At 28.6% G+C, this 23,727-nt stretch carries 32 protein-coding genes and 1 tRNA gene; 24 read left to right on the forward strand and 9 right to left on the reverse strand.

What is annotated here, in order from left to right:
- Positions 1–179: 179 nt before the first annotated feature.
- The 5 genes from ACTTAU_RS01195 to dnaQ are packed head-to-tail and all read left to right on the forward strand — an operon-like array spanning position 180 to position 3,608.
- Positions 180–1,007: a pyruvate, water dikinase regulatory protein gene (locus ACTTAU_RS01195; protein WP_438304744.1), complete on the forward strand. Its 828-nt coding sequence runs from the start codon at positions 180–182 to the stop codon at positions 1,005–1,007.
- Complete coding sequence (locus ACTTAU_RS01200) at positions 997–1,584, forward strand: Maf family protein (protein WP_438306240.1); 588 nt, start codon at positions 997–999, stop codon at positions 1,582–1,584. The genes ACTTAU_RS01195 and ACTTAU_RS01200 overlap by 11 nt, the downstream gene beginning before the upstream one ends.
- Positions 1,581–2,381, forward strand: a complete 801-nt coding sequence (aroE, locus tag ACTTAU_RS01205; protein WP_438306241.1) for a shikimate dehydrogenase — start codon at positions 1,581–1,583, stop codon at positions 2,379–2,381. Before ACTTAU_RS01200 ends, aroE begins: the two co-directional genes overlap by 4 nt.
- Positions 2,374–2,943, forward strand: coding sequence for a dephospho-CoA kinase (gene coaE, locus ACTTAU_RS01210; RefSeq protein ID WP_438304746.1), 570 nt, complete (start codon positions 2,374–2,376; stop codon positions 2,941–2,943). The genes aroE and coaE overlap by 8 nt, the downstream gene beginning before the upstream one ends.
- Entirely contained in the window at positions 2,943–3,608 is a 666-nt protein-coding gene (dnaQ, locus tag ACTTAU_RS01215) for a DNA polymerase III subunit epsilon (protein ID WP_438304747.1), read from the forward strand. The genes coaE and dnaQ overlap by 1 nt, the downstream gene beginning before the upstream one ends.
- Here the strand turns inward: dnaQ and ACTTAU_RS01220 are convergent.
- Both ACTTAU_RS01220 and ACTTAU_RS01225 read right to left on the reverse strand, forming a co-directional pair.
- The gene (locus ACTTAU_RS01220) at positions 3,601–4,023 is read right to left on the reverse strand and encodes a protein-export chaperone SecB (protein ID WP_438304748.1); all 423 of its coding nucleotides are present in this window, start codon (positions 4,021–4,023) and stop codon (positions 3,601–3,603) included. The genes dnaQ and ACTTAU_RS01220 overlap by 8 nt on opposite strands.
- Complete coding sequence (locus ACTTAU_RS01225; RefSeq protein WP_438304751.1) at positions 4,007–4,429, reverse strand: FxsA family protein; 423 nt, start codon at positions 4,427–4,429, stop codon at positions 4,007–4,009. The genes ACTTAU_RS01220 and ACTTAU_RS01225 overlap by 17 nt, the downstream gene beginning before the upstream one ends.
- A 57-nt stretch (positions 4,430–4,486) precedes the next feature.
- Here ACTTAU_RS01225 and ACTTAU_RS01230 point away from each other — a divergent pair, with 57 nt between their 5' ends.
- On the forward strand, positions 4,487–5,083 hold the full coding sequence (locus ACTTAU_RS01230) for a Tim44/TimA family putative adaptor protein (RefSeq protein WP_438304753.1): 597 nt from the start codon (positions 4,487–4,489) through the stop codon (positions 5,081–5,083).
- On the forward strand, positions 5,084–5,497 hold the full coding sequence (locus ACTTAU_RS01235; protein WP_438304754.1) for a Smr/MutS family protein: 414 nt from the start codon (positions 5,084–5,086) through the stop codon (positions 5,495–5,497).
- On the opposite strand, the gene hslU is transcribed toward ACTTAU_RS01235, so the two are convergent.
- Complete coding sequence (hslU, locus tag ACTTAU_RS01240; protein WP_438304755.1) at positions 5,492–6,859, reverse strand: ATP-dependent protease ATPase subunit HslU; 1,368 nt, start codon at positions 6,857–6,859, stop codon at positions 5,492–5,494. The genes ACTTAU_RS01235 and hslU overlap by 6 nt on opposite strands.
- Positions 6,859–7,374, reverse strand: a complete 516-nt coding sequence (hslV, locus tag ACTTAU_RS01245) for an ATP-dependent protease subunit HslV (RefSeq protein WP_438304756.1) — start codon at positions 7,372–7,374, stop codon at positions 6,859–6,861. Before hslV ends, hslU begins: the two co-directional genes overlap by 1 nt.
- An 88-nt stretch (positions 7,375–7,462) precedes the next feature.
- Between hslV and hisB the strand changes: the two genes are divergently transcribed.
- From hisB to ACTTAU_RS01280, 7 genes are read left to right on the forward strand one after another with little or no spacing between them, the layout of a single operon-like run.
- The gene (hisB, locus tag ACTTAU_RS01250) at positions 7,463–8,053 is read left to right on the forward strand and encodes an imidazoleglycerol-phosphate dehydratase HisB (RefSeq protein WP_438304757.1); all 591 of its coding nucleotides are present in this window, start codon (positions 7,463–7,465) and stop codon (positions 8,051–8,053) included.
- A gap of 5 nt (positions 8,054–8,058) precedes the next feature.
- Positions 8,059–8,685, forward strand: coding sequence for an imidazole glycerol phosphate synthase subunit HisH (hisH, locus tag ACTTAU_RS01255; protein ID WP_438304759.1), 627 nt, complete (start codon positions 8,059–8,061; stop codon positions 8,683–8,685).
- A 1-nt stretch (position 8,686) separates the two neighbouring features.
- Positions 8,687–9,412 carry a 1-(5-phosphoribosyl)-5-[(5-phosphoribosylamino)methylideneamino]imidazole-4-carboxamide isomerase gene (hisA, locus tag ACTTAU_RS01260; protein ID WP_438304760.1) on the forward strand — a complete coding sequence of 242 codons (726 nt, stop codon included), beginning with the start codon at positions 8,687–8,689 and terminating at the stop codon, positions 9,410–9,412.
- Entirely contained in the window at positions 9,405–10,160 is a 756-nt protein-coding gene (gene hisF, locus ACTTAU_RS01265) for an imidazole glycerol phosphate synthase subunit HisF (protein ID WP_438304761.1), read from the forward strand. The genes hisA and hisF overlap by 8 nt, the downstream gene beginning before the upstream one ends.
- Position 10,161: 1 nt before the next feature.
- Entirely contained in the window at positions 10,162–10,434 is a 273-nt protein-coding gene (hisE, locus tag ACTTAU_RS01270; protein WP_438304762.1) for a phosphoribosyl-ATP diphosphatase, read from the forward strand.
- Complete coding sequence (locus ACTTAU_RS01275; protein WP_438304764.1) at positions 10,431–10,796, forward strand: HIT domain-containing protein; 366 nt, start codon at positions 10,431–10,433, stop codon at positions 10,794–10,796. The genes hisE and ACTTAU_RS01275 overlap by 4 nt, the downstream gene beginning before the upstream one ends.
- Positions 10,793–11,299 (forward strand): GNAT family N-acetyltransferase, encoded by a 507-nt coding sequence (locus tag ACTTAU_RS01280; RefSeq protein ID WP_438304765.1) that lies wholly within the window; start codon positions 10,793–10,795, stop codon positions 11,297–11,299. Before ACTTAU_RS01275 ends, ACTTAU_RS01280 begins: the two co-directional genes overlap by 4 nt.
- Here ACTTAU_RS01280 and ACTTAU_RS01285 read toward each other — a convergent pair.
- Positions 11,296–11,847, reverse strand: coding sequence for a LolA family protein (locus tag ACTTAU_RS01285; RefSeq protein ID WP_438304766.1), 552 nt, complete (start codon positions 11,845–11,847; stop codon positions 11,296–11,298). The two genes, ACTTAU_RS01280 and ACTTAU_RS01285, sit on opposite strands and share 4 nt — an antisense overlap.
- Entirely contained in the window at positions 11,847–13,937 is a 2,091-nt protein-coding gene (locus ACTTAU_RS01290) for a DNA translocase FtsK (RefSeq protein ID WP_438304767.1), read from the reverse strand. The genes ACTTAU_RS01285 and ACTTAU_RS01290 overlap by 1 nt, the downstream gene beginning before the upstream one ends.
- 61 nt (positions 13,938–13,998) lie before the next feature.
- On the opposite strand from ACTTAU_RS01290, the gene ACTTAU_RS01295 reads away from it, so the two are divergent.
- The gene (locus tag ACTTAU_RS01295; protein ID WP_438304768.1) at positions 13,999–15,069 is read left to right on the forward strand and encodes an FAD-dependent monooxygenase; all 1,071 of its coding nucleotides are present in this window, start codon (positions 13,999–14,001) and stop codon (positions 15,067–15,069) included.
- Positions 15,070–15,072: 3 nt separating this feature from the next.
- On the opposite strand, the gene ACTTAU_RS01300 is transcribed toward ACTTAU_RS01295, so the two are convergent.
- Positions 15,073–15,720, reverse strand: a complete 648-nt coding sequence (locus tag ACTTAU_RS01300) for an LON peptidase substrate-binding domain-containing protein (protein WP_438304770.1) — start codon at positions 15,718–15,720, stop codon at positions 15,073–15,075.
- A gap of 70 nt (positions 15,721–15,790) precedes the next feature.
- Between ACTTAU_RS01300 and ACTTAU_RS01305 the strand changes: the two genes are divergently transcribed.
- Both ACTTAU_RS01305 and ACTTAU_RS01310 read left to right on the forward strand, forming a co-directional pair.
- Positions 15,791–15,863, forward strand: a tRNA-Gly gene (locus tag ACTTAU_RS01305).
- A 56-nt stretch (positions 15,864–15,919) separates the two neighbouring features.
- Positions 15,920–16,870, forward strand: a complete 951-nt coding sequence (locus tag ACTTAU_RS01310; RefSeq protein ID WP_438304772.1) for a tyrosine-type recombinase/integrase — start codon at positions 15,920–15,922, stop codon at positions 16,868–16,870.
- Positions 16,871–17,039: 169 nt separating this feature from the next.
- Here ACTTAU_RS01310 and ACTTAU_RS01315 read toward each other — a convergent pair whose 3' ends face one another.
- Positions 17,040–18,476: a hypothetical protein gene (locus ACTTAU_RS01315; RefSeq protein WP_438304774.1), complete on the reverse strand. Its 1,437-nt coding sequence runs from the start codon at positions 18,474–18,476 to the stop codon at positions 17,040–17,042.
- A 345-nt stretch (positions 18,477–18,821) separates the two neighbouring features.
- On the opposite strand from ACTTAU_RS01315, the gene ACTTAU_RS01320 reads away from it, so the two are divergent.
- From ACTTAU_RS01320 to ACTTAU_RS01345, 6 genes are read left to right on the forward strand one after another with little or no spacing between them, the layout of a single operon-like run.
- Complete coding sequence (locus tag ACTTAU_RS01320) at positions 18,822–19,250, forward strand: c-type cytochrome (protein WP_438304776.1); 429 nt, start codon at positions 18,822–18,824, stop codon at positions 19,248–19,250.
- Positions 19,251–19,288: 38 nt separating this feature from the next.
- The gene (locus ACTTAU_RS01325; protein WP_438304777.1) at positions 19,289–19,798 is read left to right on the forward strand and encodes a cupredoxin domain-containing protein; all 510 of its coding nucleotides are present in this window, start codon (positions 19,289–19,291) and stop codon (positions 19,796–19,798) included.
- A 21-nt stretch (positions 19,799–19,819) separates the two neighbouring features.
- Complete coding sequence (locus ACTTAU_RS01330; RefSeq protein WP_438306242.1) at positions 19,820–20,248, forward strand: DUF4396 domain-containing protein; 429 nt, start codon at positions 19,820–19,822, stop codon at positions 20,246–20,248.
- 8 nt (positions 20,249–20,256) lie between these two features.
- Entirely contained in the window at positions 20,257–20,778 is a 522-nt protein-coding gene (gene petA / locus ACTTAU_RS01335; protein ID WP_440632905.1) for a ubiquinol-cytochrome c reductase iron-sulfur subunit, read from the forward strand.
- Positions 20,779–20,825: 47 nt separating this feature from the next.
- On the forward strand, positions 20,826–21,413 hold the full coding sequence (locus ACTTAU_RS01340; RefSeq protein WP_438304779.1) for a thioredoxin domain-containing protein: 588 nt from the start codon (positions 20,826–20,828) through the stop codon (positions 21,411–21,413).
- Between the two features lie 30 nt (positions 21,414–21,443).
- Positions 21,444–22,142 carry a ferric reductase-like transmembrane domain-containing protein gene (locus ACTTAU_RS01345; RefSeq protein WP_438304781.1) on the forward strand — a complete coding sequence of 233 codons (699 nt, stop codon included), beginning with the start codon at positions 21,444–21,446 and terminating at the stop codon, positions 22,140–22,142.
- A 57-nt stretch (positions 22,143–22,199) separates the two neighbouring features.
- Here ACTTAU_RS01345 and ACTTAU_RS01350 read toward each other — a convergent pair whose 3' ends face one another.
- Positions 22,200–22,658: a hypothetical protein gene (locus ACTTAU_RS01350; protein ID WP_440632906.1), complete on the reverse strand. Its 459-nt coding sequence runs from the start codon at positions 22,656–22,658 to the stop codon at positions 22,200–22,202.
- Positions 22,659–22,868: 210 nt separating this feature from the next.
- Here ACTTAU_RS01350 and lgt point away from each other — a divergent pair, with 210 nt between their 5' ends.
- Positions 22,869–23,642 (forward strand): prolipoprotein diacylglyceryl transferase, encoded by a 774-nt coding sequence (lgt, locus tag ACTTAU_RS01355; RefSeq protein WP_438303887.1) that lies wholly within the window; start codon positions 22,869–22,871, stop codon positions 23,640–23,642.
- Positions 23,643–23,727: the final 85 nt, after the last annotated feature.

Consider the following 23,727-nt stretch of genomic DNA (forward strand, 5'->3'; position numbering starts at 1 on the left):
CTTTCAAAAATTGACAATTAATAAGGAAAATTTGAGAATTAATTAATTATTATTAACAATGTATAAGTTTATTCACATGTTTATAATTGTTAATAATTAATATTATTTACAAAAAATTTTTACATATTTTAAAATGATAAAAAACGAGAAAATTATACAAATTTATTAACGTTTTATACATGAGTAATACTTATCAAATATATTTAATTTCAGATTCAACTGGTGAAACTTTAGATAGAATTTTTTTAGCTTTAAAAGCACAATTTAATAACATTGAGTATAAAGTTCATTCATATTCATTTACACGAACCCAAAATCAAATTTCAAAAATTTTAGAAAGTGCAAAACAAAATACCAATTCAATAATTTTGTATACGATTGTAGATAACAACCTTGCTAAATTTTTAGCAAATCAAAGTGAAGATAAAGGTTTGCCCTGTTTTGGTGTTTTAGGAAATTTAATATTAAGTTTCTCTAAACTATTGAATCAAAAGGCATCACACGAACCAAGTGGTCAACATGTACTCAATGAAGAATATTATCAACGAATAGAAGCAATACAATTTACAATGAGTCATGACGATGGAAATTTAGTTAATGAAGTAGGAAAATCTGATATAATCTTATTAGGTGTTAGTAGAACAAGTAAAACACCCACATCAATTTATTTAGCCAATAAAGGATATAAAACTTCAAATATTCCATTAGTAAATGAAAATTCTATACCTAAGATTTTGAAAGATAATCCAAAACTTAGCTGTGTTATTGGTTTGAACACAGAAGCGGATAGACTTGTTGATATAAGAAAAAACAGAATGAATTCATTAAAAGAAACGGACAACAAAAAATATACAAATCTAGACAATATTCAAAAAGAAGTAGATGAAGCAAAAAAAACATTTAAAAAATATGGATGGCCAAGCATAGATGTAACAAGAAAATCTGTTGAAGAAACAGCTGCATCCATTATCAAGATCTACGAAATTTATAGCAAAAATAATGCCTAATATAATCTTAGCTTCTAAAAGCAAAGTTAGAAAAGATATTTTAAAAAATTATGGTATAGAATGTGATGTTTTCCCATCAAATGTAGATGAAGATATTGTTAAAATTTCATTAATAAAAGAGAAAGCGTCCCCAGAAATAATATCCAAAAATTTAGCTGAATTAAAAGCCAATAAAGTTAGCAATAAATTTCCTAACGAACTTGTTTTAGGAGCAGATAGTGTGATTGATTTAGACGGAAAAGTAATTTCTAAACCAGTGAATAGAAGTCAAGCTCTTGATATTCTGAAATCTTTAAATGGCAAAACACATAGTTTGATAAGTTCAGTCTGCATCTCAATGGGTGGAAGTATGATTTGGAATTTTACTGATAAAGCAGAACTTGTTATGAAAAAATTTAGCATAACTGAATTAGAAGAATATCTATCTAAAATTAGTGATGAGGCGCTATATGCTTATAATGTTTATCAAATTGAAGGTCTTGGAAAATCTTTGTTTTTGAAAATTAATGGAGACAGCGATACAATCATGGGTCTTCCAGTTAAAAAAATAAAAGAATATTTAAAAAATTTTGAATAATGAAAAAACATCTAATTATAGGAAATCCAATATCTCACTCTTTATCACCAAGAATTCATAATTATTGGTTTCAAAAAAATAATGTTGATGGTGAATATGATAAAGTCTTACTTAGGGAAGATGAAATTGAAGCAATAACCAAAAAAATAAAGACAAACGAAATTCACGGCATAAATGTAACCGTGCCATACAAGCAAACTGTAATATCTTGTATAGAAACCTTATCAGAGAATGCAAAAATAACTAATTCTGTTAATACAATTTTTAATAAAAGTGGCAAAATTCATGGTGATAATACTGATATTTATGGATTTGAAAAATCTCTACTAAAAAAAAAAATAGAATTAGAAAATAAAGAAGCATTCATTTTTGGTGCTGGTGGAGTCGTGCCATCAATTATTCTTGCCCTTTCTAAGTTAAAAGTTAAAAAAATTTATGTTTCAAATAGAACTTTAAAAAATGCAAATTTAATTAAAGAAAAATTTGATTTTATAGAAGTTGTTGAATGGGGAAAAATTATAGATTGCGATTTATTCATAAACTCAACCAGCGTTGGTTTGAAAGATGGTGAAAGTCTTGATCTAAATTTTGATAATTTGAAAGGAAAGAAATTTTTTTATGATGTTATTTACAACCCACCAAAAACAAATTTTTTACTTAACGCCGAAAAAAAAGGTCATGGAATAATTAATGGAAGAGATATGTTTTTATACCAGGCTCAAAAAGCCTTTAATTTATGGCACAATATAACGCCTAAGATCGATGAAAAATTAATTAGATATTTATACAATGATTAGAATAGCTATTGTTGGCGGTATAGGATCTGGAAAAACATATATTTCAAATTTATTTGGATACCCAGTTTTCAATGCTGATAAAATAGTAAACAGAATTTATTCCTCTAATGATAAAATTTTTTATAAACTTAAAAAAAAATTACCTAAATTCTTTTTAACCCCACCTATACAAAAAGAAGAACTTATAGGAGCTATTTTAAAAAATAAAAATAATATAAAGATTATCTCAAAAATTGTTCATCCAGAAGTTAGAAAAGAACTTAAAAAATTTCAAAAAAAACATAATAATAAAAAGGCAATAGTATTGGATATACCATTATTGTTAGAAAATAATTTAAATAAAAAAAAAGATGTAATTGTTTTCATTCATTCTTCTCAAAAAGAGAGGTTAAAAAGAATAAAACGTAGAAAAAATTTTAATAACTCCGTTTTTCAAAAATTAAAAAAAATTCAATTACCACTAGATTTTAAAAAAAACAGATCAGATTATGTTATTAAAAATAATTTTAAAAAAGACTCTGCTCGTAAAAATGTTAAACATATATTAACTAAAATTTTATAATGAAAGAAATTGTACTAGATACAGAAACAACCGGTATATCTGTTAAGGATGGTCATAGAATAGTTGAAATTGGCTGTATCGAACTAGATAACTTAATACCAACAAAAAATAAATTTCATTGTTATCTAAATCCTGAAAGAAAAGTTTCCGAAAAAGCTTTTGAAGTGCATGGGTATTCTGATGATTTCTTATCTAATCAAAAAAAATTCAATGAAGTTGTAGATGATTTTTTAAAATTTATTGATGGTAAAAAATTAATAATACATAATGCTGAGTTTGATATTGCGCATTTAAATCACGAACTTAAATTGTTAGGTAAAAATGAGATTAATAATGAAGTAGTTGATACTTTATCTTTAGCTAGAGATAAATTTCCAGGTTCTTCTATAAGTCTTGATGCTTTATGTAAGAGATATCGTATAGATAACTCTAAGAGAGTTCAGCACACAGCTTTAATTGACTGCGATTTACTTGCAAAAGTTTACATTAATCTTATTGATCAAAAAGAACCTACTTTAGACTTTCAACTTCAGGATAAAAACATTCATACATTGAATAAAGGTAACATTTTATATTTTAAAAAAGTTGTTAAACCAACACCTGAAGAACTGCAAAAGCATAAGGAGTTTTTAAAGAAAGATTTAAAGAAAAATTTTTTTAATTAAATCTTTCGTTATATAATTTATTAAAATCAATCTTTTTTTCTAATTTTATTGTTGGATGCCCAGAGTTATGAATTAGATTTAGGAATGCATTTTCTAGGTCAGGATAAATTTTTGTAGGCACATCACATAAAATTATTCTTTCCAAATCTTTCTTTTCCTTAACATCATCATCAACTTTTATTATAGATGCATAGACTATTTCAAAGTATGATTTCTTTTCATTAGCCTCTTTATCTTCAAACTTTAATGTTGTGTTAACTTCTATGAACTTATTTTTTAAGGCTTTAGATGTGATATCAATATTTAGCTGGTATTTTGAAATATTATCTTTGACAAATAAAAATGTTTCTATATCAGGCGTCTCACTTGATAAATCTTTGATATATTTTGCTAAGATTTTAAATTTTTCTGTCATTGTCGTCCTCTATATCTTCGTATTCACCGTCAATAAAATTATTTTTCGGCTCATTCTTTTTAAACTTATTAGAAATATTTCCAAAAATTAATTTTCTTGTTAATGGAAAGATTAATAAAAATCCTAAAAAATCAGTGGCAAATCCTGGAAGAATAAGAAGGATAGCAGCAAAAGCTATTGCAGCACCTGATATAATTTCATAAGCAGGTGTTTGATTTTTAACAATTTGTAAAAATCCAGACCTAATTGTGTTTAATCCCTCATACTTTGCGTAATAAATTCCAATGAATGCGGTAATGAATATTAATAAAATAGTATTAAAAGCGCCAATTTGAGACCCTATTTTAATAAATAAGTATATTTCTAAAATTGGAATTAAAATTATTGATAATAAAACTGGGTTCATTTGTCTTTAATGTAATTGTTAGTTGAAATTAATCAACTTAGTAATTACATTCTCTCCATGAATTATAGTTTTGAGTACATCGATATAATACTTCTTGCAATGATTGCTGGTTTTATCTTTTTAAGATTAAGAGGAATTTTAGGTAAAAGAACTGGATTTGAGGGAAAAGCACCATCTCAGTATGAAAAAGTATTAAATAATATTCAAACAGAAAAAAAAGCTACTATTAAAGATACCTTTGATGAAGAGTCTCAAAGAGAATTTTTAAAAGGTGCAAAAATTGCTTATGAAACAATTATAACTGATTTTAGTGATAATGATAATAAGCTTATTGCAAGTAAACCTTTGTTAAGTAAAAAAATTCACGACCAATTTGAAGAAGCTTTAAAAGAAAGAAGTAAAAGAGGTCATTTTGCTGAAATAACATTTATCGGTGTAAATTCAGCAAAAATTAAAGAACATAAAAAAATAGACAAAATTTTAAATGTAACAGTTGATTTTGTGAGCGAGGTAATAACTTGTATTAAAGATAAAAATAAAAAAGTTATTTCAGGAGATCCTGAAAAAATTAAAAAAATATATGATACATGGGTATTTTCAAGAGATACAACATCAAGAAATCCAAACTGGCAATTAGTTGATACATTAACTTAATTGAACAACAATATTTCAGATAAAGATAAGAAAGATTGGGAGGAGTTTTTATCTAGTGATGAAAAATTACCAAATAAAGATCTTAAATTTAGTAAGAAAAAAACATTAAAGACTAAACATATAGATCTTCATGGTTTTACTTTAGAACAAGCTAATATTACCATCACAAATTTTATTGAAAATTGTTATCAAAATAGTGTTTCAAAAATTATAGTCGTTACAGGAAAAGGACTTCATTCAAATGTCGAAAAAGATCCATATGTTTCTAAAGATCTTAGTATCTTAAAATATTCTGTTCCAGAATATATTGAAAATAATGAAGAATTAATGAAAAAAATTATTGAAATAAAGGATGCAAAGATTGAGGACGGTGGTGCAGGGGCTTTTTATATTCTTTTAAGAAAAAAATTATAAAATAAATTTCGAAAGATCTGTGTCTTTCACTAAGTTATCTAAATTTTTATTTATATATTCTTTATTGATAATAATTTTTTCTCCAGCTCTATCAGTTGCAGTAAAACTAATATCGTCTAATATTTTTTCAATGATGGTATGAAGTCTACGTGCTCCTATATTTTCAACTGTTGCATTGACCTCAGAAGCTATTTTCGCAATTGTATCTATTCCATCATCTGAAAATTCTAAATCGACATTTTCTGTTTTCAATAGTGCTACATATTGCTTGATCAAACTAAAGTCAGGCTCTTTTAAAATTCTTTTAAAATCTTCACTCGTTAAAGCTTCCAACTCTACTCTGATAGGTAGTCGTCCTTGAAGCTCCGGTAGTAAATCTGAGGGTTTTGCAAGCTGAAAGGCACCTGAAGCTATAAATAATATATGATCAGTTTTAATTGGACCATGTTTAGTATTTACAGTTGTCCCTTCAATTAAAGGCAATAAATCTCTTTGCACACCTTCCCTTGATACATCACCTCCAACCCTGTCTGTTCTTGCAGATATCTTGTCTATTTCATCAAGAAAAACAATTCCATTATTTTCTGTGGATAATTTTGCTGCTTTTACAATTTTGTCCTGCTCAATCAATTTGTCAGACTCATCATTGATTAAAATTTCATGAGACTCTTTTACAGTCATTTTCTTTTTCTTCTCTTTTGCACCCATAGATTTACCCATGATTTCACCAATGTTTATCATTCCAACATTTGCACCAGGCATTCCGGGAATTTCAAATGAAGTACCACCAGATCCAGTATCACTAACAGCAATTTCTATCTCGTTATCATCTAAATCACCATTTCTCAGTCTTGTTCTAAAACTCTCTCTAGTAGCTAAGCTTGCTTTTTTACCAACTAGGGCATCTAAAACTTTTTCCTCAGCCGCCTTTTGTGCTTGAGCAAAAACTTCTTTTCTTCTTTTAACTTTTTCCATTGAGATTGCTATCTCAATTAAATCTCTTACTATTTGCTCAACATCTCTTCCAACATAACCAACCTCAGTAAATCTTGTTGCCTCAACTTTAACAAATGGTGCTTCCGCAAGTTTAGATAGTCGTCTTGAAATCTCAGTTTTTCCAACTCCAGTTGGACCAATCATTAAAATATTTTTTGGTAAAACTTCATTTTTCATTTCACCTTCAAGAGCTTGTCTTCTCCATCTATTTCTTAAAGCAACAGAAACAGCTTTTTTTGCTTTATTTTGACCAACAACAAATCTATCTAACTCTGAAACAATTTCCCTAGGAGACAAAGAACTTACAAGTGAACTTTGTTCTTTTTTTTCTTTTGGAATTAAAGGGGTTACGTTTGATTTTTCCATTATATTTTTAAAACCTTAACATTATCATTGGTGAAAACACATATTTCAGAAGCAACTTTAATTGCTTTTTTTGCAATTTCTTCTGCACTCATGTCAGTTTCAAGTAAAACTTTTCCAGCCGCCAAAGCATAATTACCGCCAGAACCAATTCCAATAATATCTCCTTCAGGCTCCAAAACATCCCCTGTACCTGAAATAATATAACTATTTTCCTTATCGCCAATTGCCATTAAAGCTTCTAATCTTCTTAAATATTTATCTGTTCGCCAATCTTTTGCTAACTCAACAGCAGCTCTTGATAAATTCCCCGCATGCTTTTCTATTTTAGCTTCTAATCTTTCAAATAAAGTTAAAGCGTCAGCAGTTGAACCTGCAAACCCCGCAACCACATCTCTTTTTTCAATTTTTCTAACTTTTGAAGCTGTGCTTTTAACAACAGTATTACCCATACTTACTTGCCCGTCACCGGCAACTACTACTTCATTATTTTTTCTTACTAATACTATCGTAGTCATTAATGTTAGATGGTTACTAATTAATATTCTTCAAGTGTAGATACTAATATTGATATACTGAGATTATCTATGTATACCTTTAAAATATATGGCTAGAAAAGGAAAAGTATCCAGAAAAACTAAAGAAACCAGCATTAGTGTTGAAGTTAATATTGATGGAAAAGGTCAATATAAAATTGATACAGGCATTGGTTTTTTAGATCACATGCTTGAGCAATTATCAAAGCATTCATTAATTGATCTTAAAGTTAAAGCAAAAGGAGATACACATATCGATCTTCATCACACAACAGAAGATACAGGGATCGCAATTGGAGAGGCTCTTAAAAAAGCTGCTAAAAAATTTGTTGGGATAAAAAGGTATGCACATGCAATGATACCAATGGATGAAACCTTAACTCGTGTTGCAGTTGATGTATCAAACAGACCTTATTTAATTTGGAAAGTAAAAGTCAAAGTAGAAAAACTTGGCGAAATGGACACGGAACTGTTCAAAGAATGGTTTCAAGCTTTTTCTCAATCAGCTGGAATTACATTGCACGTAGAAAATATATATGGAGATAATAGTCATCATATCATTGAGTCCTGCTACAAAGGTTTAGCAAGATCTTTAAGGTCAGCTCTAGAGATGGATCCACGAAATAAAAAAAGTATTCCATCTACCAAAGGCTCATTATAAGTTTAATGAATGTCACAATTGTTGATTATAATTCAGGCAATATAAGCTCAGTAATCAATTCTTTTAAAGAAGTTGCTAAAGAAAAAATTCATATAGAAGTAACCCCAAGCCTTGATAAAATTAAATCTTCTGACAAAATAGTTCTACCAGGGCAGGGCTCTTTTAAAAGCTGTGTTGATGCACTTAATAATATTAATGGATTAGTTGATGCTTTGAATGAATTTACAACAATAACTAAAAAACCCTTGCTTGGAATTTGTGTTGGTCTTCAAATGTTTGCTGACGTTGGATATGAGGAAACAGAGACTAAAGGTTTAGGTTGGATTTCAGGAAAGGTATCAAAAATTGATAATCAAAATGGAAAATTTAAACTTCCTCATATTGGTTGGAATGAATTAAATATAGTCAAAGACAGTAGGATTTTTAAAGATATTAAAGATAAATCTCACATGTACTTTGTTCATAGTTATGAATTTATTCCTAAAGATAAGGATGTAATTTCATCAACAACTAACTATTCATCAAATATTGTTTGTTCTATTGAAAAGGAAAATATATTTGGAACACAGTTTCATCCAGAGAAGAGTGATAAACTAGGATTAAAAATAATTGAAAATTTTTTAAATTTATAAAATGAAAATATTTCCTGCGATAGATATTAAAGACAAAAAATGTGTAAGGCTAGTCAAAGGAGATTTTGATAATAAAACTGAATATAAAATGTCTCCAGTTGATCAAGCTGGCAAATATAAAGACCATGGTTTTAAAAATTTACACATAATTGATTTAGACGGAGCCCTAACAGGGGAAACAGTTAATTTAGATATCATTGAGAAAATTGTAAGTGAATTTAATATCAAAATTGAAATTGGTGGCGGGGTAAGAAGTTTTGAAAGTATTCAGAGATATGCAGATGTTGGTGTTGAAAAAGTTATTTTAGGCAGTGCTGCTATAAAAGATAGAAATTTTTTAAAAGAAGCTTGTGAAAAATTTCCTAGTAAAATTGCTTTAGGTTTAGATGCAAAAGATGGATATTTATCAGTGTCTGGATGGAAAGAAAATTCTAATAAATTAACTTTAGATTATTTAAGAGAAGTAAACGAATATGGCGCTAGCAGGCTGATTTATACTGATATTAACAGAGATGGAATGAAACAAAGCCCTAACTTTGAAGAGACTATAGAGGTTGCAAGTACATCTAATTGTCCTGTAATTATATCAGGTGGAGTTTCATCAATAGATGACATTAAGAAAGCCAAAGAATTGAATAATCAAAATATTGAGGGAATTATAGTTGGAAAAGCTATTTATGATGGCGACATTAAATTAGACGAATTAGCAAAAGAATTAGATGCTTAAAAATAGAATAATACCTTGTTTAGATGTTAAAAATGGTCGTGTTGTAAAAGGAATTAATTTTGTGGATTTGAAAGATGCAGGTGACCCTGTTGAACAAGCTAGAATTTATTCAGACGGTGGAGCTGATGAAATTTGTTTTTTAGACATCACAGCCTCAAATGAAAATAGAGATACTATTTTTGATGTTGTAGAAAGAACTTCAAAAAAATGTTTTGTACCTTTAACCGTCGGTGGTGGAGTTAGAAATGTTGAGGATATCAATAAGCTATTAAATTGTGGTGCTGACAAAGTTTCAATTAACACTGCTGCAGTGGAAAATCCAAAAGTAATCGAAGAAAGTTCTAAAAAATTTGGCTCACAATGTATTGTAGTTGCAATTGATGCAAAAAAGAAAAATGATAAATGGGAAATTTTTACCCATGGTGGAAGAAATTATACAGGAATTGATGCATTAGAATTTGCGAAAAAAATGGAAAATAGTGGAGCAGGAGAGCTTTTAGTAACTTCTATGGATAGAGATGGAACACAAGTTGGTTATGATAATGAATTAATGTCAAACATTACCTCACTAGTAAATATTCCTGTAATAGCCTCTGGAGGAGTAGGAAATTTAGATCATTTAGTTGATGGTATTAAATTAGGTAATGCAAGTGCAGTTTTAGCAGCATCTATATTTCACTATGGCAAACACTCAGTTAAAGAAGCCAAGCAATATTTGGATTCAAAAGGAATACCTGTTAGAATTTAAAATGCTTAACACTTTAGAAAATCTAATTAAACTTGCAAGAGATAGAAAATCATCTCCTGTTGAAGGCTCTTATACAAACAAACTACTTTCTGAGAAATCTCTAAGTAAAGCAAAAGTTTTGGAGGAAGTTAATGAGTTAATCGAAGCTGTTGAAGAGAATACAAATAAGATACATGAAGCAGCAGATGTTTTTTATCATTTGCTAATGTATTTAGAAGCTAATGATATAAAAATTGAAGATGTAATGTCAGAATTAGAAAAAAGAAAAAAATGAGTTACGACGATAATAATATTTTTGCTAAAATTTTACGTGAGGAAATACCTTGTAATAAGATTTACGAAGATAAATTTGTTTTGTCATTCCATGATATCAACCCTCAAAAAAAAATTCATGCGCTTGTAATACCGAAAGGTAAATATACTGATTTAGATGATTTTAGTTTAAACGCCTCCTCCGAGGAAATGGTTGGATTATTAAAAGGAATAAACATTGTTGCCAAAAAATTAGGCATTTCAAAAGAAGTTGGCAAGGGTTATAGAGCATTGGCGAATATAAGCGAGGATGGCGGTCAGGAAGTTCCTCATTTACATTTCCATTTATTTGGAGGTGAAAAAGTTGGAAAAATGGTTGAGTGACACAAATCGTTGAAAGAAATTTTTTAGAAATTAAATCGATTGAAGCGTTAATTGAGAGTAAAGTTCCTCAAATCAACCATTCTATTGAGTTGGTAGAACCCGTTGATTTCCAACTAAATAAATTTTTCTATAAGAATGTTGGAAACAAGCATAGATGGACAGACCGTCTTATTTGGTCAGAAAACGAATGGATTAGATATGTCTCAAGTGCAAATATTGAAACATACATTTTGAAAATTGAAAATGATCTTGCAGGATATTTTGAGTTAATAAACCACTTAAATCTTAAAGAAATCGAAATAGCTTATTTTGGTCTCCTTGAAGAATATCATAATAAAAAGCTAGGCGGATATCTTCTTTCTGAAGCGATAAAAAAGTCTTTCTTAAAAAAAAATATTGAGAGAGTTTGGGTTCACACATGCACTTTAGATCACAAAAATGCTTTGAAAAATTATATGGCTAGAGGAATGAAGATTTATAAAAAGGAAACTATTAAAGTTTAATTAGAATCTGGTAATTCAAAGATATTACTTTTTAATTGTTGATTAGTTTTAAGAGAAGAGATGTAAGTAATACTTAAGTTTTGATATATATCTAATGTTTGCCAACCTACAAGATTATAGTTGGTATTATTAAAAAAAATATTTATTTCGTTATCTTCTTTTAAAATTTTAAAATTTATAAATTCATTATCAATAATTCTTTCTTCAAGGTTTTGAATTTCATTAATTAAAAAATTTTTATCAAGAATGTAATTTAATGGTGTTTTTTTAAGAGAATATCTATAGTAGCTACCACTTTTAGTTTTAATCACAAGAGATCTACCATTTGAAACTAAAATCTTATTATTTGTATTATCATAGTTACAAAATATTTTTTTCGGATACTCAATTATACAATTTCCCTTTTCTATTTTGCCATTTATATTTTGTTCAAAGTTGAAACTTAAATTATCAATATTCTGTAAGTTATTTATTATATTTTCTTTTATTGATCCGAAACTAAGATTATTAAAATTTATAATAAAAAAAATTAACAAAATTTTTTTCATTAAAGAACGTCTCTTTTACCAACATGATTTGCTTTACTAACAATTCCATCTTCTTCCATCATGTCAATAATTCTAGCAGCTCTGTTGTATCCGATTTGAAGTTTTCTCTGCAAAAATGATGTTGAAGCTTTTCCCTCAGATTTAATAATTTCCAAAGCAGTTTGGTATAGTTCGTCTTTCTCACCACTACTTTTAGAGCCATCACCAATTTCTTTTTCATCAGCAAAGTTTAAGATTTCATCAACATAATCTGGCTCTGCTTGAGATCTTAAAAAATTGTTAATTTTCTCTATTTCATTGTCAGACACAAAAGGAGCGTGAATTCTAAGAATTCTATTGGCTGAGGACATATAAAGCATATCACCCTTACCAAGAAGTTGCTCAGCTCCTTGTTCTCCTAATATTGTTCTACTATCTATTTTTGAAGTTACTTGAAATGATATTCTTGTAGGAAAATTAGCTTTAATTGTACCAGTAATTACATCTACACTTGGTCTTTGTGTGGCCATAATAATATGAATTCCAGCTGCCCTTGCCATTTGTGATAATTTTTGAATGTAATTTTCTATTTCTTTACCCGCAACCAGCATTAAATCTGACATTTCATCTACCACAACTACAATATATGGCATTGGTAATTTATGTTTTGCATTATAGCCATCTATGTTTCTAACACCTTCTTTTGTCATTAATCGGTATCTGCTTTCCATTTCTTTAACAACCCAGCCAAGAACTGAAGCAGCTTTTTTGGCTTCAGTGATTACAGGGCACAACAAATGTGGAATTCCTTCATAAGTAGATAATTCTAACATTTTAGGATCTATTAAAATAAATTTACATTTTTCTGGGGTATGTCTGTAAAGAAGAGATAAAATTATAGTGTTGATACATACCGATTTTCCAGAACCAGTTGTTCCTGCTATAAGTAAGTGGGGCATTGAAGCCAGATCACCAACAATAGGTGTACCTGAAATATTTTTCCCGAGAGCTATTGGAAGCTTAATTTCTTTTTTTTTAAAATCAGATTTATCTAAAATTTCGCTTAAATAAACATTTTCTCTAGAAGAATTTGGAAGCTCGATACCAACAGTATTACTTCCAGGTATTGTAGCAATTCTTGCAGACTCTGAGCTTGTATTTCTTGCTATGTCATCAGATAAATTAATTATCTTCGATACTTTAACCCCTGCAGCTGGTTCAAATTCATTTAAAGTAACAACAGGTCCATGGCTTACTTTTTTAATGTTGCCATTCACACCAAAATCTAACAAAATTTTTTCAAGAAAAGCTGGATCACTGGCTTCTTCTTTATTTGAATTTTCTCTTTCTTGTTTAGTTGGTTTTTTTAATAAATCTAATACAGGCAATTTAAATTTAGTTTTTTCATTTTCTTTTATCTTTTCAGCTTTTATGAATGGAAGATCTTCTTGAATTAAATTTTTAATCTCTTCTTGAGGAATATATTCGCTAATAACTTCACTTCTATCAGTATAAGGTTTGCTTTCATCTTTTTTGATAAATTTGATAATCTTTTTTATAAAATTCCAAAATCCTCTTAGGCTAAAATTGATGCTTATTAAAAAAAAAGCCAAAATTAGAAGTAAAAGAATGAAATATGATAATGAAGTTTGGATATTTATAAGATTTAAAAGAAAGGTTTGACCTAAGTATTGACCTATAAATCCTCCGTTGCCATTAATATATAGTTCAAATGTATTTTGATAAAAAAAATTAAAAAATAAAGATCCAAAAACACAGTAAAAAATAGAAAAAAAAATATTTTCTATAATTAAAAACACATCTTTACTATTAAAAATATTTACTCCAGTTATCAGTAATGTAATCGAAATCAAATAAGATATTGCTCCAATTGACTGAAAAAATAAATCGGAAATGTAGCTTCCTTTAAAGCCTAAAATATTTTGAATTTCAGTGTTTTCTGGAAATATAAAATTAGGATCACTTGGAGAGTATGAAATTAGCGCTAAGAAAAGCAAAACTCCAATTAAAGAAATAGATATACCTACAATTTCAATTATTCTATTAATTATAAAACGAAGAGTGTCGTTAGCTATTTTTTTTATATTCATTTTGATGAATCAAATATAACGCTTTGTATCATCTAATTTTTATTGTTAAAATTAATTTGTTATGAAAGTTTGTGTAATAGGCAATGGTTTGGTCAGTTTAACTCTTGCAAATGTTTTAACTCAAAAAGACTTATTTGTAGATATTTACGCTATAAAAAAAAATGATTTAAAAGATCAATCTCGGACATTAGGGATATCCAAATCTAATGTAGATTATTTCAATAATGAAATTTTGGATATTAAAGAAATTTTGTGGGAAATTAAAAACATAAAAATTTATACTGAAAAAAATAGTAAAGAAGAACTGCTGAAATTTAATAATAAAGATAATCAAATTTTCTCAATAATTCGAAACAATGAACTACATAAATTATTATTTAATAAATTAAAAAAAAGTAAATTTGTAAGATTTAAAGAAAGTTATGATGTAGATAAAAGCAAATATAAATTAGTTTTTAATTCTGATCCAACTCATCCCATTATTAAGAAGTTTTTTTCATCTAAGATTGAAAAAAAATATAATAGCTGTGCTTATACAACTACAATAATTCATAAAAAAATTAAGAATAATACTGCCTATCAAAATTTTACAAAAATTGGCCCAATAGCTTTTCTTCCGATTTCAGATACAGAAACCTCAATTGTATATTCTTTAAAATCATTTAAAAAAAAAAGTGATTTAGAAATGAATGATTTAGTTAAAAAATATAATCCCATCTATTCTATTAAAAAAATTAATGTTTGGAAAAATTTTCAATTAAAGTCCTCAAGTTTAAGAAATTATTATAAAGGCAATGTTTTAGCTTTTGGGGATTTACTTCACAAAATACATCCACTAGCAGGACAGGGATTTAATATGTCTTTGCGTGATATTAAATTTCTATCTAGTTTAATTGATGAAAGGATTAATTTAGGATTGGATTTAGATGAATCTATTTGCCAGGAATTTCAAAAAAATTCGCAGAGCCAAAATTTTATTTTTTCATCAGGTATAGATTGGGTTTATGAATTATTTAATTTAGAAAGTAAGATTAATTCTGATTTATTAAAAAAGTCAATAAGTGCTATTGGAAGTAATAAAGTGGTAAATCAATTTCTTCAAAAATTTGCAGATAGCGGTATTCGTTATTAAGTATTATTGCAGAGTTGTATTATTATATTCATCAAAAGTGTAAGTTGACAATATTTCTGCAATTTTATTTTTTCTTAAATTTAAGTTAACTGCTTCTAATAAAACTTGTTTTTCTTCTAAACTAAATGGAGAAGCCATTGCTAATGCATTAATTGTTTCATCTAAACTTTGTTTTTCTAATGCTTTCCAATTAATTATAAAACCTCTTTTTTCAAATAATTGTTTTAAATCTTTAAAAATTAACTCCAAATCAGAAAATTTTAGATCTTCTTTTTTTTCACTAAGATCATTTAAATAATCATCAAAATTTACTTCACAATTTCTATAAGGTTTATTAGCTTGTATTTCTTTTAAAATTTTAAATCTGATTATTCCTTTTAGATCAATTAAATATCTACCATCATCTGTTTCTTTAAAACTTGTAATTTTACCCAAGCAGCCAATTTTATGTAGAGATGGGTTAATTGATTTCCCATCACTAGTAGATTTTGGCTGTATCATGCCAATAAATTTATTTGTCTTCATGCTATCGTTAATCATCTCAATATATCTTGGCTCGAAAATATTAAGAGGCACAGTAGTTTTTGGAAATATTATAAAATTGCTCAAAGGGAATACGGGAATTGTATTTGGTAATTCTTCTTTTTTCATTTTAATGTAATATCACATTTATTATTGCTTGAATTAAAAAAATTAGCTAACTATACTCCTTTTTAAATGCGGGCATAGCTCAGTGGTAGAGCGTCTCGTTGCCAACGAGAAGGTCGAGGGTTCGACCCCCTTTGTTTTATTCACTTTCTGATATTTATAAGTTGTTTTGACACACTGATGACACAGAAGGAGATAAACAATGGCTACATTAAGAAGAAGAAAGAATAATTGGCAAGCAATTATAAGACTAAAAAATTATCCAAATATATATAAAAGTTTCAAACATTTAAAGGATGCAAAACGATGGGCATCCGAAACTGAGATAAATATCCAGCGGGAAGATGCTGGTATTTTTTATCATCAATATCCCAGCTTTAAATTTATTTTGAATAAGTATTTGAATGAAGTTTCTGTAAAAAAAAAGACTTATAGAGATGAAAGATACACAATCATAAACTTATTAAAAGAACCTTGGATAAACTATTCAATTAATAGAATTAGTCCCAAGATAATAGCTGAGTATAGAGATTTTTCCCTTAGAAATGTTTCAGGAAATACAGTTAATAGAAGATTAGATGTTATATCTTCTATTTTTACTACTTGTAAAAAGGAGTGGGGTTATCCAGTTTTGAATCCATTAAGCTCTATAAAACGACCTAAACGTGGAGAACCAAGAAATCGAGTATTAAATAAGAATGAAATAGAAAAGATATTATCTGACAATACTCTGGATACAAATTTTAGAAATATCATTTTAATAGCCCTAGAGACAGGCATGAGAAAATCAGAAATACTATCAATTAAAGAAGAACATATGGATGGTGATTTATTAAAGATTCCAGTTGCCAAAGTCAGAGGCAGAATAATTCCACTAACAAAAAAAGCTAAGAGCGTATTACTAATGTCTGAACTTCCTTTTAAAATCAATAAATACACACTTGGTAATAAATGGAGGAAATTAATGAGAAAACATCAAATAAAAGGCGTATGTTTTCATGATTTAAGACACACAGCTCTTACTAATTTATTTTTGAACAAATCTTTGAGTGTGCCTGAGGTTATGCTTATCTCAGGTCATTCAGACCCTAGGATTTTATTAAGAACATACACTAATTTAAAAGCTCAAGATTTAGCAGATAAGATAGGATAGTTTTAATTACATAAAACTAAACATTAGGACACTTTAGATAAATAAGTGCCACTTTAGGGAAAGGTACCCATTTTATAAGAAAAAAAAAATTTATATTTATTCGTCTCATTATCTGTTTTTTTACTCTTGTTACTCGTTTCCGGTAATGGAGGAGAATTAAAAGAAAGAACTAGTGATATTTGCTCCAAGAGGACAAGTACTTCTCATGAATTGAATTACTTGTGTCAATTAGAAGTTCCCAAGTATCTTTACCAGCTATTATATTATGCTTTTTACTTTCACTTAAAACATCAATATTTTTATTAAAATGTTCAGGAAGTAGGGGGCCTGTAGCTTTTACATTAATATTTGCTTTTACAATCTTCTTAAATGAACTTTTCATTTGTGCTTTTAGACTTAGCTCATAACCATAGCGAACTATGAAGCTGTCATGAATAGGCAGTACAACAACACCTTCTCTTAATAAACTAAGCATAACATCTTCTGCTATAACAGAGTCTAAATACATAAGTTCTAAACCTATACCAGTTCCAAAATACTTTGATATTTTGCTGTGGGTTTTATTTACAGCCTCTGTAAGTTGTTGATGTGACATGTTTAAAACCTTTAAGTCATCTTTGGATAACCTGAACCTATTATTTTCATCATTAATAATAGCGTTGACATAGGTTTTAACTAAATCTCTTTGTTGTTTAGAATGCTGATGTCCTAAATTATAAAGGTCAACATCGTCATCAATAATTATATTTTCCTTAGCATACAACAACCTTAGAGACATTGTTGAATAATCACATTCAGAGGTTTTATAACCATCAATAGTTATGTGTGGTCTATACTTACCAGGTAAACTTTGCCACCATCCACCATAGAATCTTCCATGAAGTCTCAAGTTATTTTTAGAGAATATTCTTTTTAGAGTTACATGAGAAAAATTAAGAGAATGATGAACTTGTTCTTTCCAAAAATATTTAGATTTTTCTTTATAGTAACCCTTCTTTAATTCTTCCTCCAAAACTAATAAATCATTGTCTTTAATATCAATGCACACACAATGCTTAAGTAAGCTTTGATTAATCTTATTTAAATTGTCTTGATACTTTTTTACTAACGAATTGTTTGGTGTCTTAACTGTTATCTTTTTATATTTATTATTTATTTTAATTTTATCTCTTAAAATTATTCCATTCTGTTTATCATTTTCATACTTCCTCCACACTAAACCTATACTTTTAAATTTTATTATGAGTTTTTTAGAAGGAAAAATACGTGTTGATTTTCTTTTAATTTCAGTACCTAACTTGACTTTTATATAATCATTTAAATTTAAATAATCGAATATTCTCTTGAAAACTCTATAGCTACTCTTACCAGTGAATGATTTTGCTCTTAAAGAAAAATAAACCCATGATTTTGGTAAAGAATAATAACTTTGATAAAGTGAGTTTATAAGTTGTCCTAAAACCTTTTTTTCAGCTTTAATTGCTGATGGAGTTATTCCTTTTTTACTTTTTCTGTCACTATCAAAATTTTTATAAATTGAAAAAATAATTTCATCTAAAATATTATCTTTAGACTGAAGGAATAAACTTAGGTTTTTATCAAACATAGATTTAACAGAGTAATTTCTCCTCTGTTGTGACAGAGTTGTGACAAGCGAGGTTGTGTGAATGATTTCACAAAGTAAACCAAAGGGTTTCTGTAGGTTTAACACAGGCTCATAAGCCCGAGGTCAGTGGTTCGATTCCACTTCCCGCTACCAAAACCTTTGGTTCCTCAATAAAACAAACCTGTCAGTTCTGTCGGTTCGAACCTAAAGTAGAACATATCATTACTATCATCAATCTATTTGTGACCCTGGTGTGACACATATTTTCTATTTGAAGTGGTAAGGGGGAAATTATTTTGGGTGACTATATGATTGGCCTAAGAGATTTTTGTGTTAAGATGTTTTATGAAAAAAAATTTTTTTTTAATAATTACAATACTTTTAATAAATTTAGATTTTAGTTTTGCTAGCAATCATTATCCTATAACAACAGAGTCTAAAATGATGATTAAAAGAGGTAAAATTTTATATGAACAGAATTGTGCTTCATGTCATATGATTAACTTATCTGGAGCAAAGAATTGGAAAGGTGTAGATGAGGATGGTCACAGAAAAGCACCTCCTTTAAATGGAACTGGACACACATGGCATCATGATGACAAAACTCTACATGCTATTATAAAATATGGTCTTGCAAAATTAGTAAAAAATTATGAAGGAAAAATGATGGGCTTTGGTGACAAATTGTCTGATAAAGAAATTGATAGTGTTTTGGCTTATATCAAATCTTTTTGGTCAAAAGAGAACTATGAATACCAATTAAAACTGAATTAACATATTGAAGTTTTATATAAATTACCTATATCAAATACATGATTAAACACTTATTTATTACTACAATTTCTATAATTCTATCAATCTCAACTGCTTTTGCTGATAAGAGTATGATGATAGGTAAAAAAGGTAAACAAGAGGATGTTACAAGAGTTATCAAAGTATTGATGTATGATAATTACTTTGAACCAAGTTCTTTTCAAGTTCAATCAGGTGAAACTATAAAGTTCGAAGTAGAAAATGTTGGTGAACTAGTTCATGAATTTAACATTGCAAACCCAAAAATGCATATTCAACATCAATCTGAAATGCAAAAAATGGTTGAAATGGAAATTTTATTTGCTGATAGCATTGATAAAGATAAAATGAAAAAAATGTCAAAGATGGACAAATCAATGGCACATAGTCATGCCAATAGTGTTTTATTGGAACCTAAAGGTAGTAAAGATTTGATATGGAAATTTGAAAATGCTTCCAATGTAGAAATTGCCTGCAATGTACCGGGTCATTATGATGTCGGTATGATAGCTAAGGTAGCTATAAATTAAAATTTAAAGTTGGAAAAAACTATATCATTTAATTGGTCTTGTAATCACGCTTGGAAACGAAGCGCTAAGAACACCGCTTGGTGTTTGTTAGGTTGTGCAATTGGAGACTTTGGAACTATTTTATATTTTCAAATAACAGGTATTCCATGGCCAGTTTTAGCTATTATGACTTTAGCAATTATTAATGGTTTAATTACAAGTATTATTTTAGAAACTATAATTTTAATCAAACAAAATTTTAAATTTAAAGATGCTTTAAAAACTGCCTTAGGAATGAGTTTTATCTCAATGGTTAGTATGGAAGTTGCAATGAATTTGACAGATTATCTTTTAACAGGTGGCGCTATGTTAACTTGGTGGGTGGTACCAATAATGCTGACAGTGGGTTTTTTAACTCCATGGCCTTATAATTATTGGAGATTAAAAAAATTTGGAATTGCTTGTCATTAAATATAATAATGAAAAATACTTCAAAAGACAAAAAACCTGTAAGAAGAGATTTTCTATTCACTGCCTCTTACGCTGTTGGAGCAGTTGGAGTTGGAGCTGTAGTTTGGCCTTTAATTGACCAAATGAATCCAGACGCTTCAGTTAAAGCATTAGCGAGTACAGAAGTTGATGTAAGCGCTTTAAAACCTGGTAACACAATTACAGTTTTATGGAGAGGTAAACCAGTTTTTATCAGAAGAAGAACTAAAATAGATATTGAGAGCGCAAGAAAAGTAAATTTAAACGAGCTTAAACACCCAGAAAAAGATGAAGATAGAGTAAAAAAAGATGAATGGCTTGTAATGATTGGAATTTGCACTCACCTTGGTTGTGTTCCTTTAGGTGACAAAGGTGAATATGGAGGATGGTTTTGTCCATGCCATGGTTCACATTATGATACATCAGGAAGAATCAGAAAAGGGCCAGCTCCTACAAACTTAGAAATACCAAAATACGAATTTGTTGGAAATAATATAATTAAAATTGGATAGCGACATAATTAAAGTTTAAATATTAATAACTAAAAGGAAATAAGACCATGAGTGTAAAAAGAAATATTTTTATTATTTTATTCATTTTTTTAATCACAATTTCAGTAAAAGCAGAAAATCACATAAAAAAAATATTTGAAGGTTATGTTGATGCGCCAATTAAAATTTTAGCCTTTGAATCTTTAACCTGTCCAGCATGTGCAAACTTCCATAAAAATATATACCCTGAATTAAAAAAAGATTTTATTGATACAGGGCTAATTAAAATAGAATTTAGAAATTTTCCATTAGATATTATGGCTTTAAATGCTGCAAAAATTGTTCATTGTAAAAATGATGGTGACTCAAAAATAATACATTTTTTATATAAAAATCAAACTTTATGGGCCAAAGAAAATACTGTTGAAAAAGCAAATTCTAATTTAAAAAAACTTTTATCAAACAATGGTTATTCCTTAAATTTTGATGAGTGTATTAATAATAAAGAAATAGAAAACCATATATTAGAAGATCGTATAGAAGGTACCAAAAAATATAAAGTTAATGCAACACCAACTTTAATCATTAATGAGAAAAAATTTGACAAAAGCCTAAACTATAAAAATTTAAAAAAGATAATTGAAAAAAATCTATAAATTAATTTATTTAAATTACCTTAGAAAAATATGAAAATAGAAAAAACACACTATCGACTAAATTTTGGATGGAAGACGCGCCACATTATAGTGTTACTGATCGTCATTATAGGGACCTACGCATTTATAGAATCACGCTCCCAATGGTCTGAAATGCATCGCTGGAACAGAGCGGTGGGTGATATGAGTTTTGTATTAATTGCCTTATCCATGATGATTGGTCCACTGTCCCGTTTATCAAAAATAGCCCGGTCAGCTATTCCTTGGAGGAGAGAACTGGGTATTCACGGAGTGTTGCTTGCTGTCACTCATACTATCATTATTCTTGTTGGTTGGGTTGAGTGGGATTTGATCCGACTGTTCGGTTATGTAATGCACCCCCAAACTAAGCTTTATGTAATGTTGTTACATGGTTTCGGCCTATCTAACATAATTGGGATTATTGCTCTCGTTTATGGAATTGTCCTAGCGCTTTCATCAAGCGATTGGGTTCAGAAAGTATTAGGAGGCTCCGTCTGGAAGTTTTTGCAACAGAGTTCCTATGTTTTATGGATGTTGATTATTGTTCACACTGCATATTTTCTATATCTTCACTTTCAAGATTTCCACAAGCAAGTTCCTGATCCTAATTGGGCTCAGATTCCATTTGCAGCAACTATTGTAGTTGTTACCTTACTACAATTAGCGGCCTTTCTAAAAACATGGAAAATAAAAAAAAATACACAGTAATAATGTCAGTCTAAAATTAAGAACTAAAGTGTAGTATAGTAAATCTAATCTATGGATTTATTCAAAAGCTTGAGTAGTGTCTGGCTTCTCAACTATTCTCTTCTCATTTCGTTTTGTAATATTGGGATCTTTGATCCAAAATCTAGTCTTTGAGTCTGTGTGTGTTTTAACTAAATTAATTAAATATTCATCACATTCTCTAACACCGAAACGCTGATTGTATTGACCGATGCTGTGTTTATCTGCTTTCCCATTAAACCAATATTGAACATAGAAAACTTTCTTTGTCTCTTTTTCGCCAGGAGCTCCTTTGTAGATCCGTAATTTTAATCCTTTAAGATGACTATCTTTGGAGACCTCAAACGGAATATATAAGTTTGGTCGCTTGCCAAATACATAGTTTTCTTTTCTAACTTTATTGATTGCATTCTCTGTAAATCTGATCGGCTCAACCGATGATCTAGTTTGCTTTATCTCAACTTGTTCTAGTTTGGTATCTAGTTTCTCATCACTCATAATCCACCTCTACAATAGTTATTTCTTTCTAACTAATCTTTTAGGTTGGATCTAGTGTAAGGTAGTGCGAGCTAGTGTGAGCTAGTGTGTACTGCTAACTCCCCAAATAAAGTCCAGCTTCCTGAATAATTTTCCACAGTTTGCGAGAGTTTTCTGGGTTCATGTATTAATTTATAAAAATATAATATATTTTATATTTAGTTTTAAAAAATGTTTATTAATAATTTTGACCCAGTTGCTTTTCATATTTTTTCATTAGAAATTAGATGGTATTCGTTGGCTTATATTGTTGGAATTATATTGGGGTGGACATACTGTAAAAAAAAATTAATTAAAGACAAGCACATATTAGATCTATTTGACGACTTTATTACATATCTAATTATAGGTGTAATTTTAGGTGGAAGAATTGGTTATGCACTATTTTATAATTTAGAATATTACTTAGAAAACCCTTTTGAGATTCTAATGGTGTGGAATGGAGGAATGTCCTTTCATGGAGGCTTAATAGGGGTTATTGTTGCATCTCAACTATTTTCAAGCAAACATAAAGTTAATCAATTTATATTCTTAGATTTGGTAGCGCTATCAGCACCTATTGGAATTTTTTTTGGAAGAATTGCAAATTTTATAAATTCAGAACTTATTGGAAGAGCAACTGACTTACCTTGGTCTGTTCAATTTGTATTGATAGACAATATTAAAAGACACCCTTCACAGTTATATGAGGCTTTTTTTGAAGGGATTATTTTGTTTCTTGTGCTTGGTTATTTCTTCAAGAAAAATTATTTACAAAGTCCAGGAAAAATATCAGCTTTATTTTTAATTTTTTATTCTTTATTTAGATTTCTTATAGAATTTTTTAGATCTCCCGACCCTCAAATTGGTTATTTAATTTTAAACTTAACGCTAGGTCAGTTAATAAGTATCCTTTTTTTAGTAGCTGGCACATTCTTATTTTATTTAAAAAATAATGAAAAATAAAAACAGTGATTTATTTACCTTAGATAAATTTATAGAGGAATCTCTCTATAATAAAAAATATGGCTAAAAATTAAATTATAAGTTG

This window comes from Candidatus Pelagibacter sp. HIMB1505 (genome assembly GCF_052047915.1).
Lineage (GTDB): Bacteria > Pseudomonadota > Alphaproteobacteria > Pelagibacterales > Pelagibacteraceae > Pelagibacter > Pelagibacter communis_A.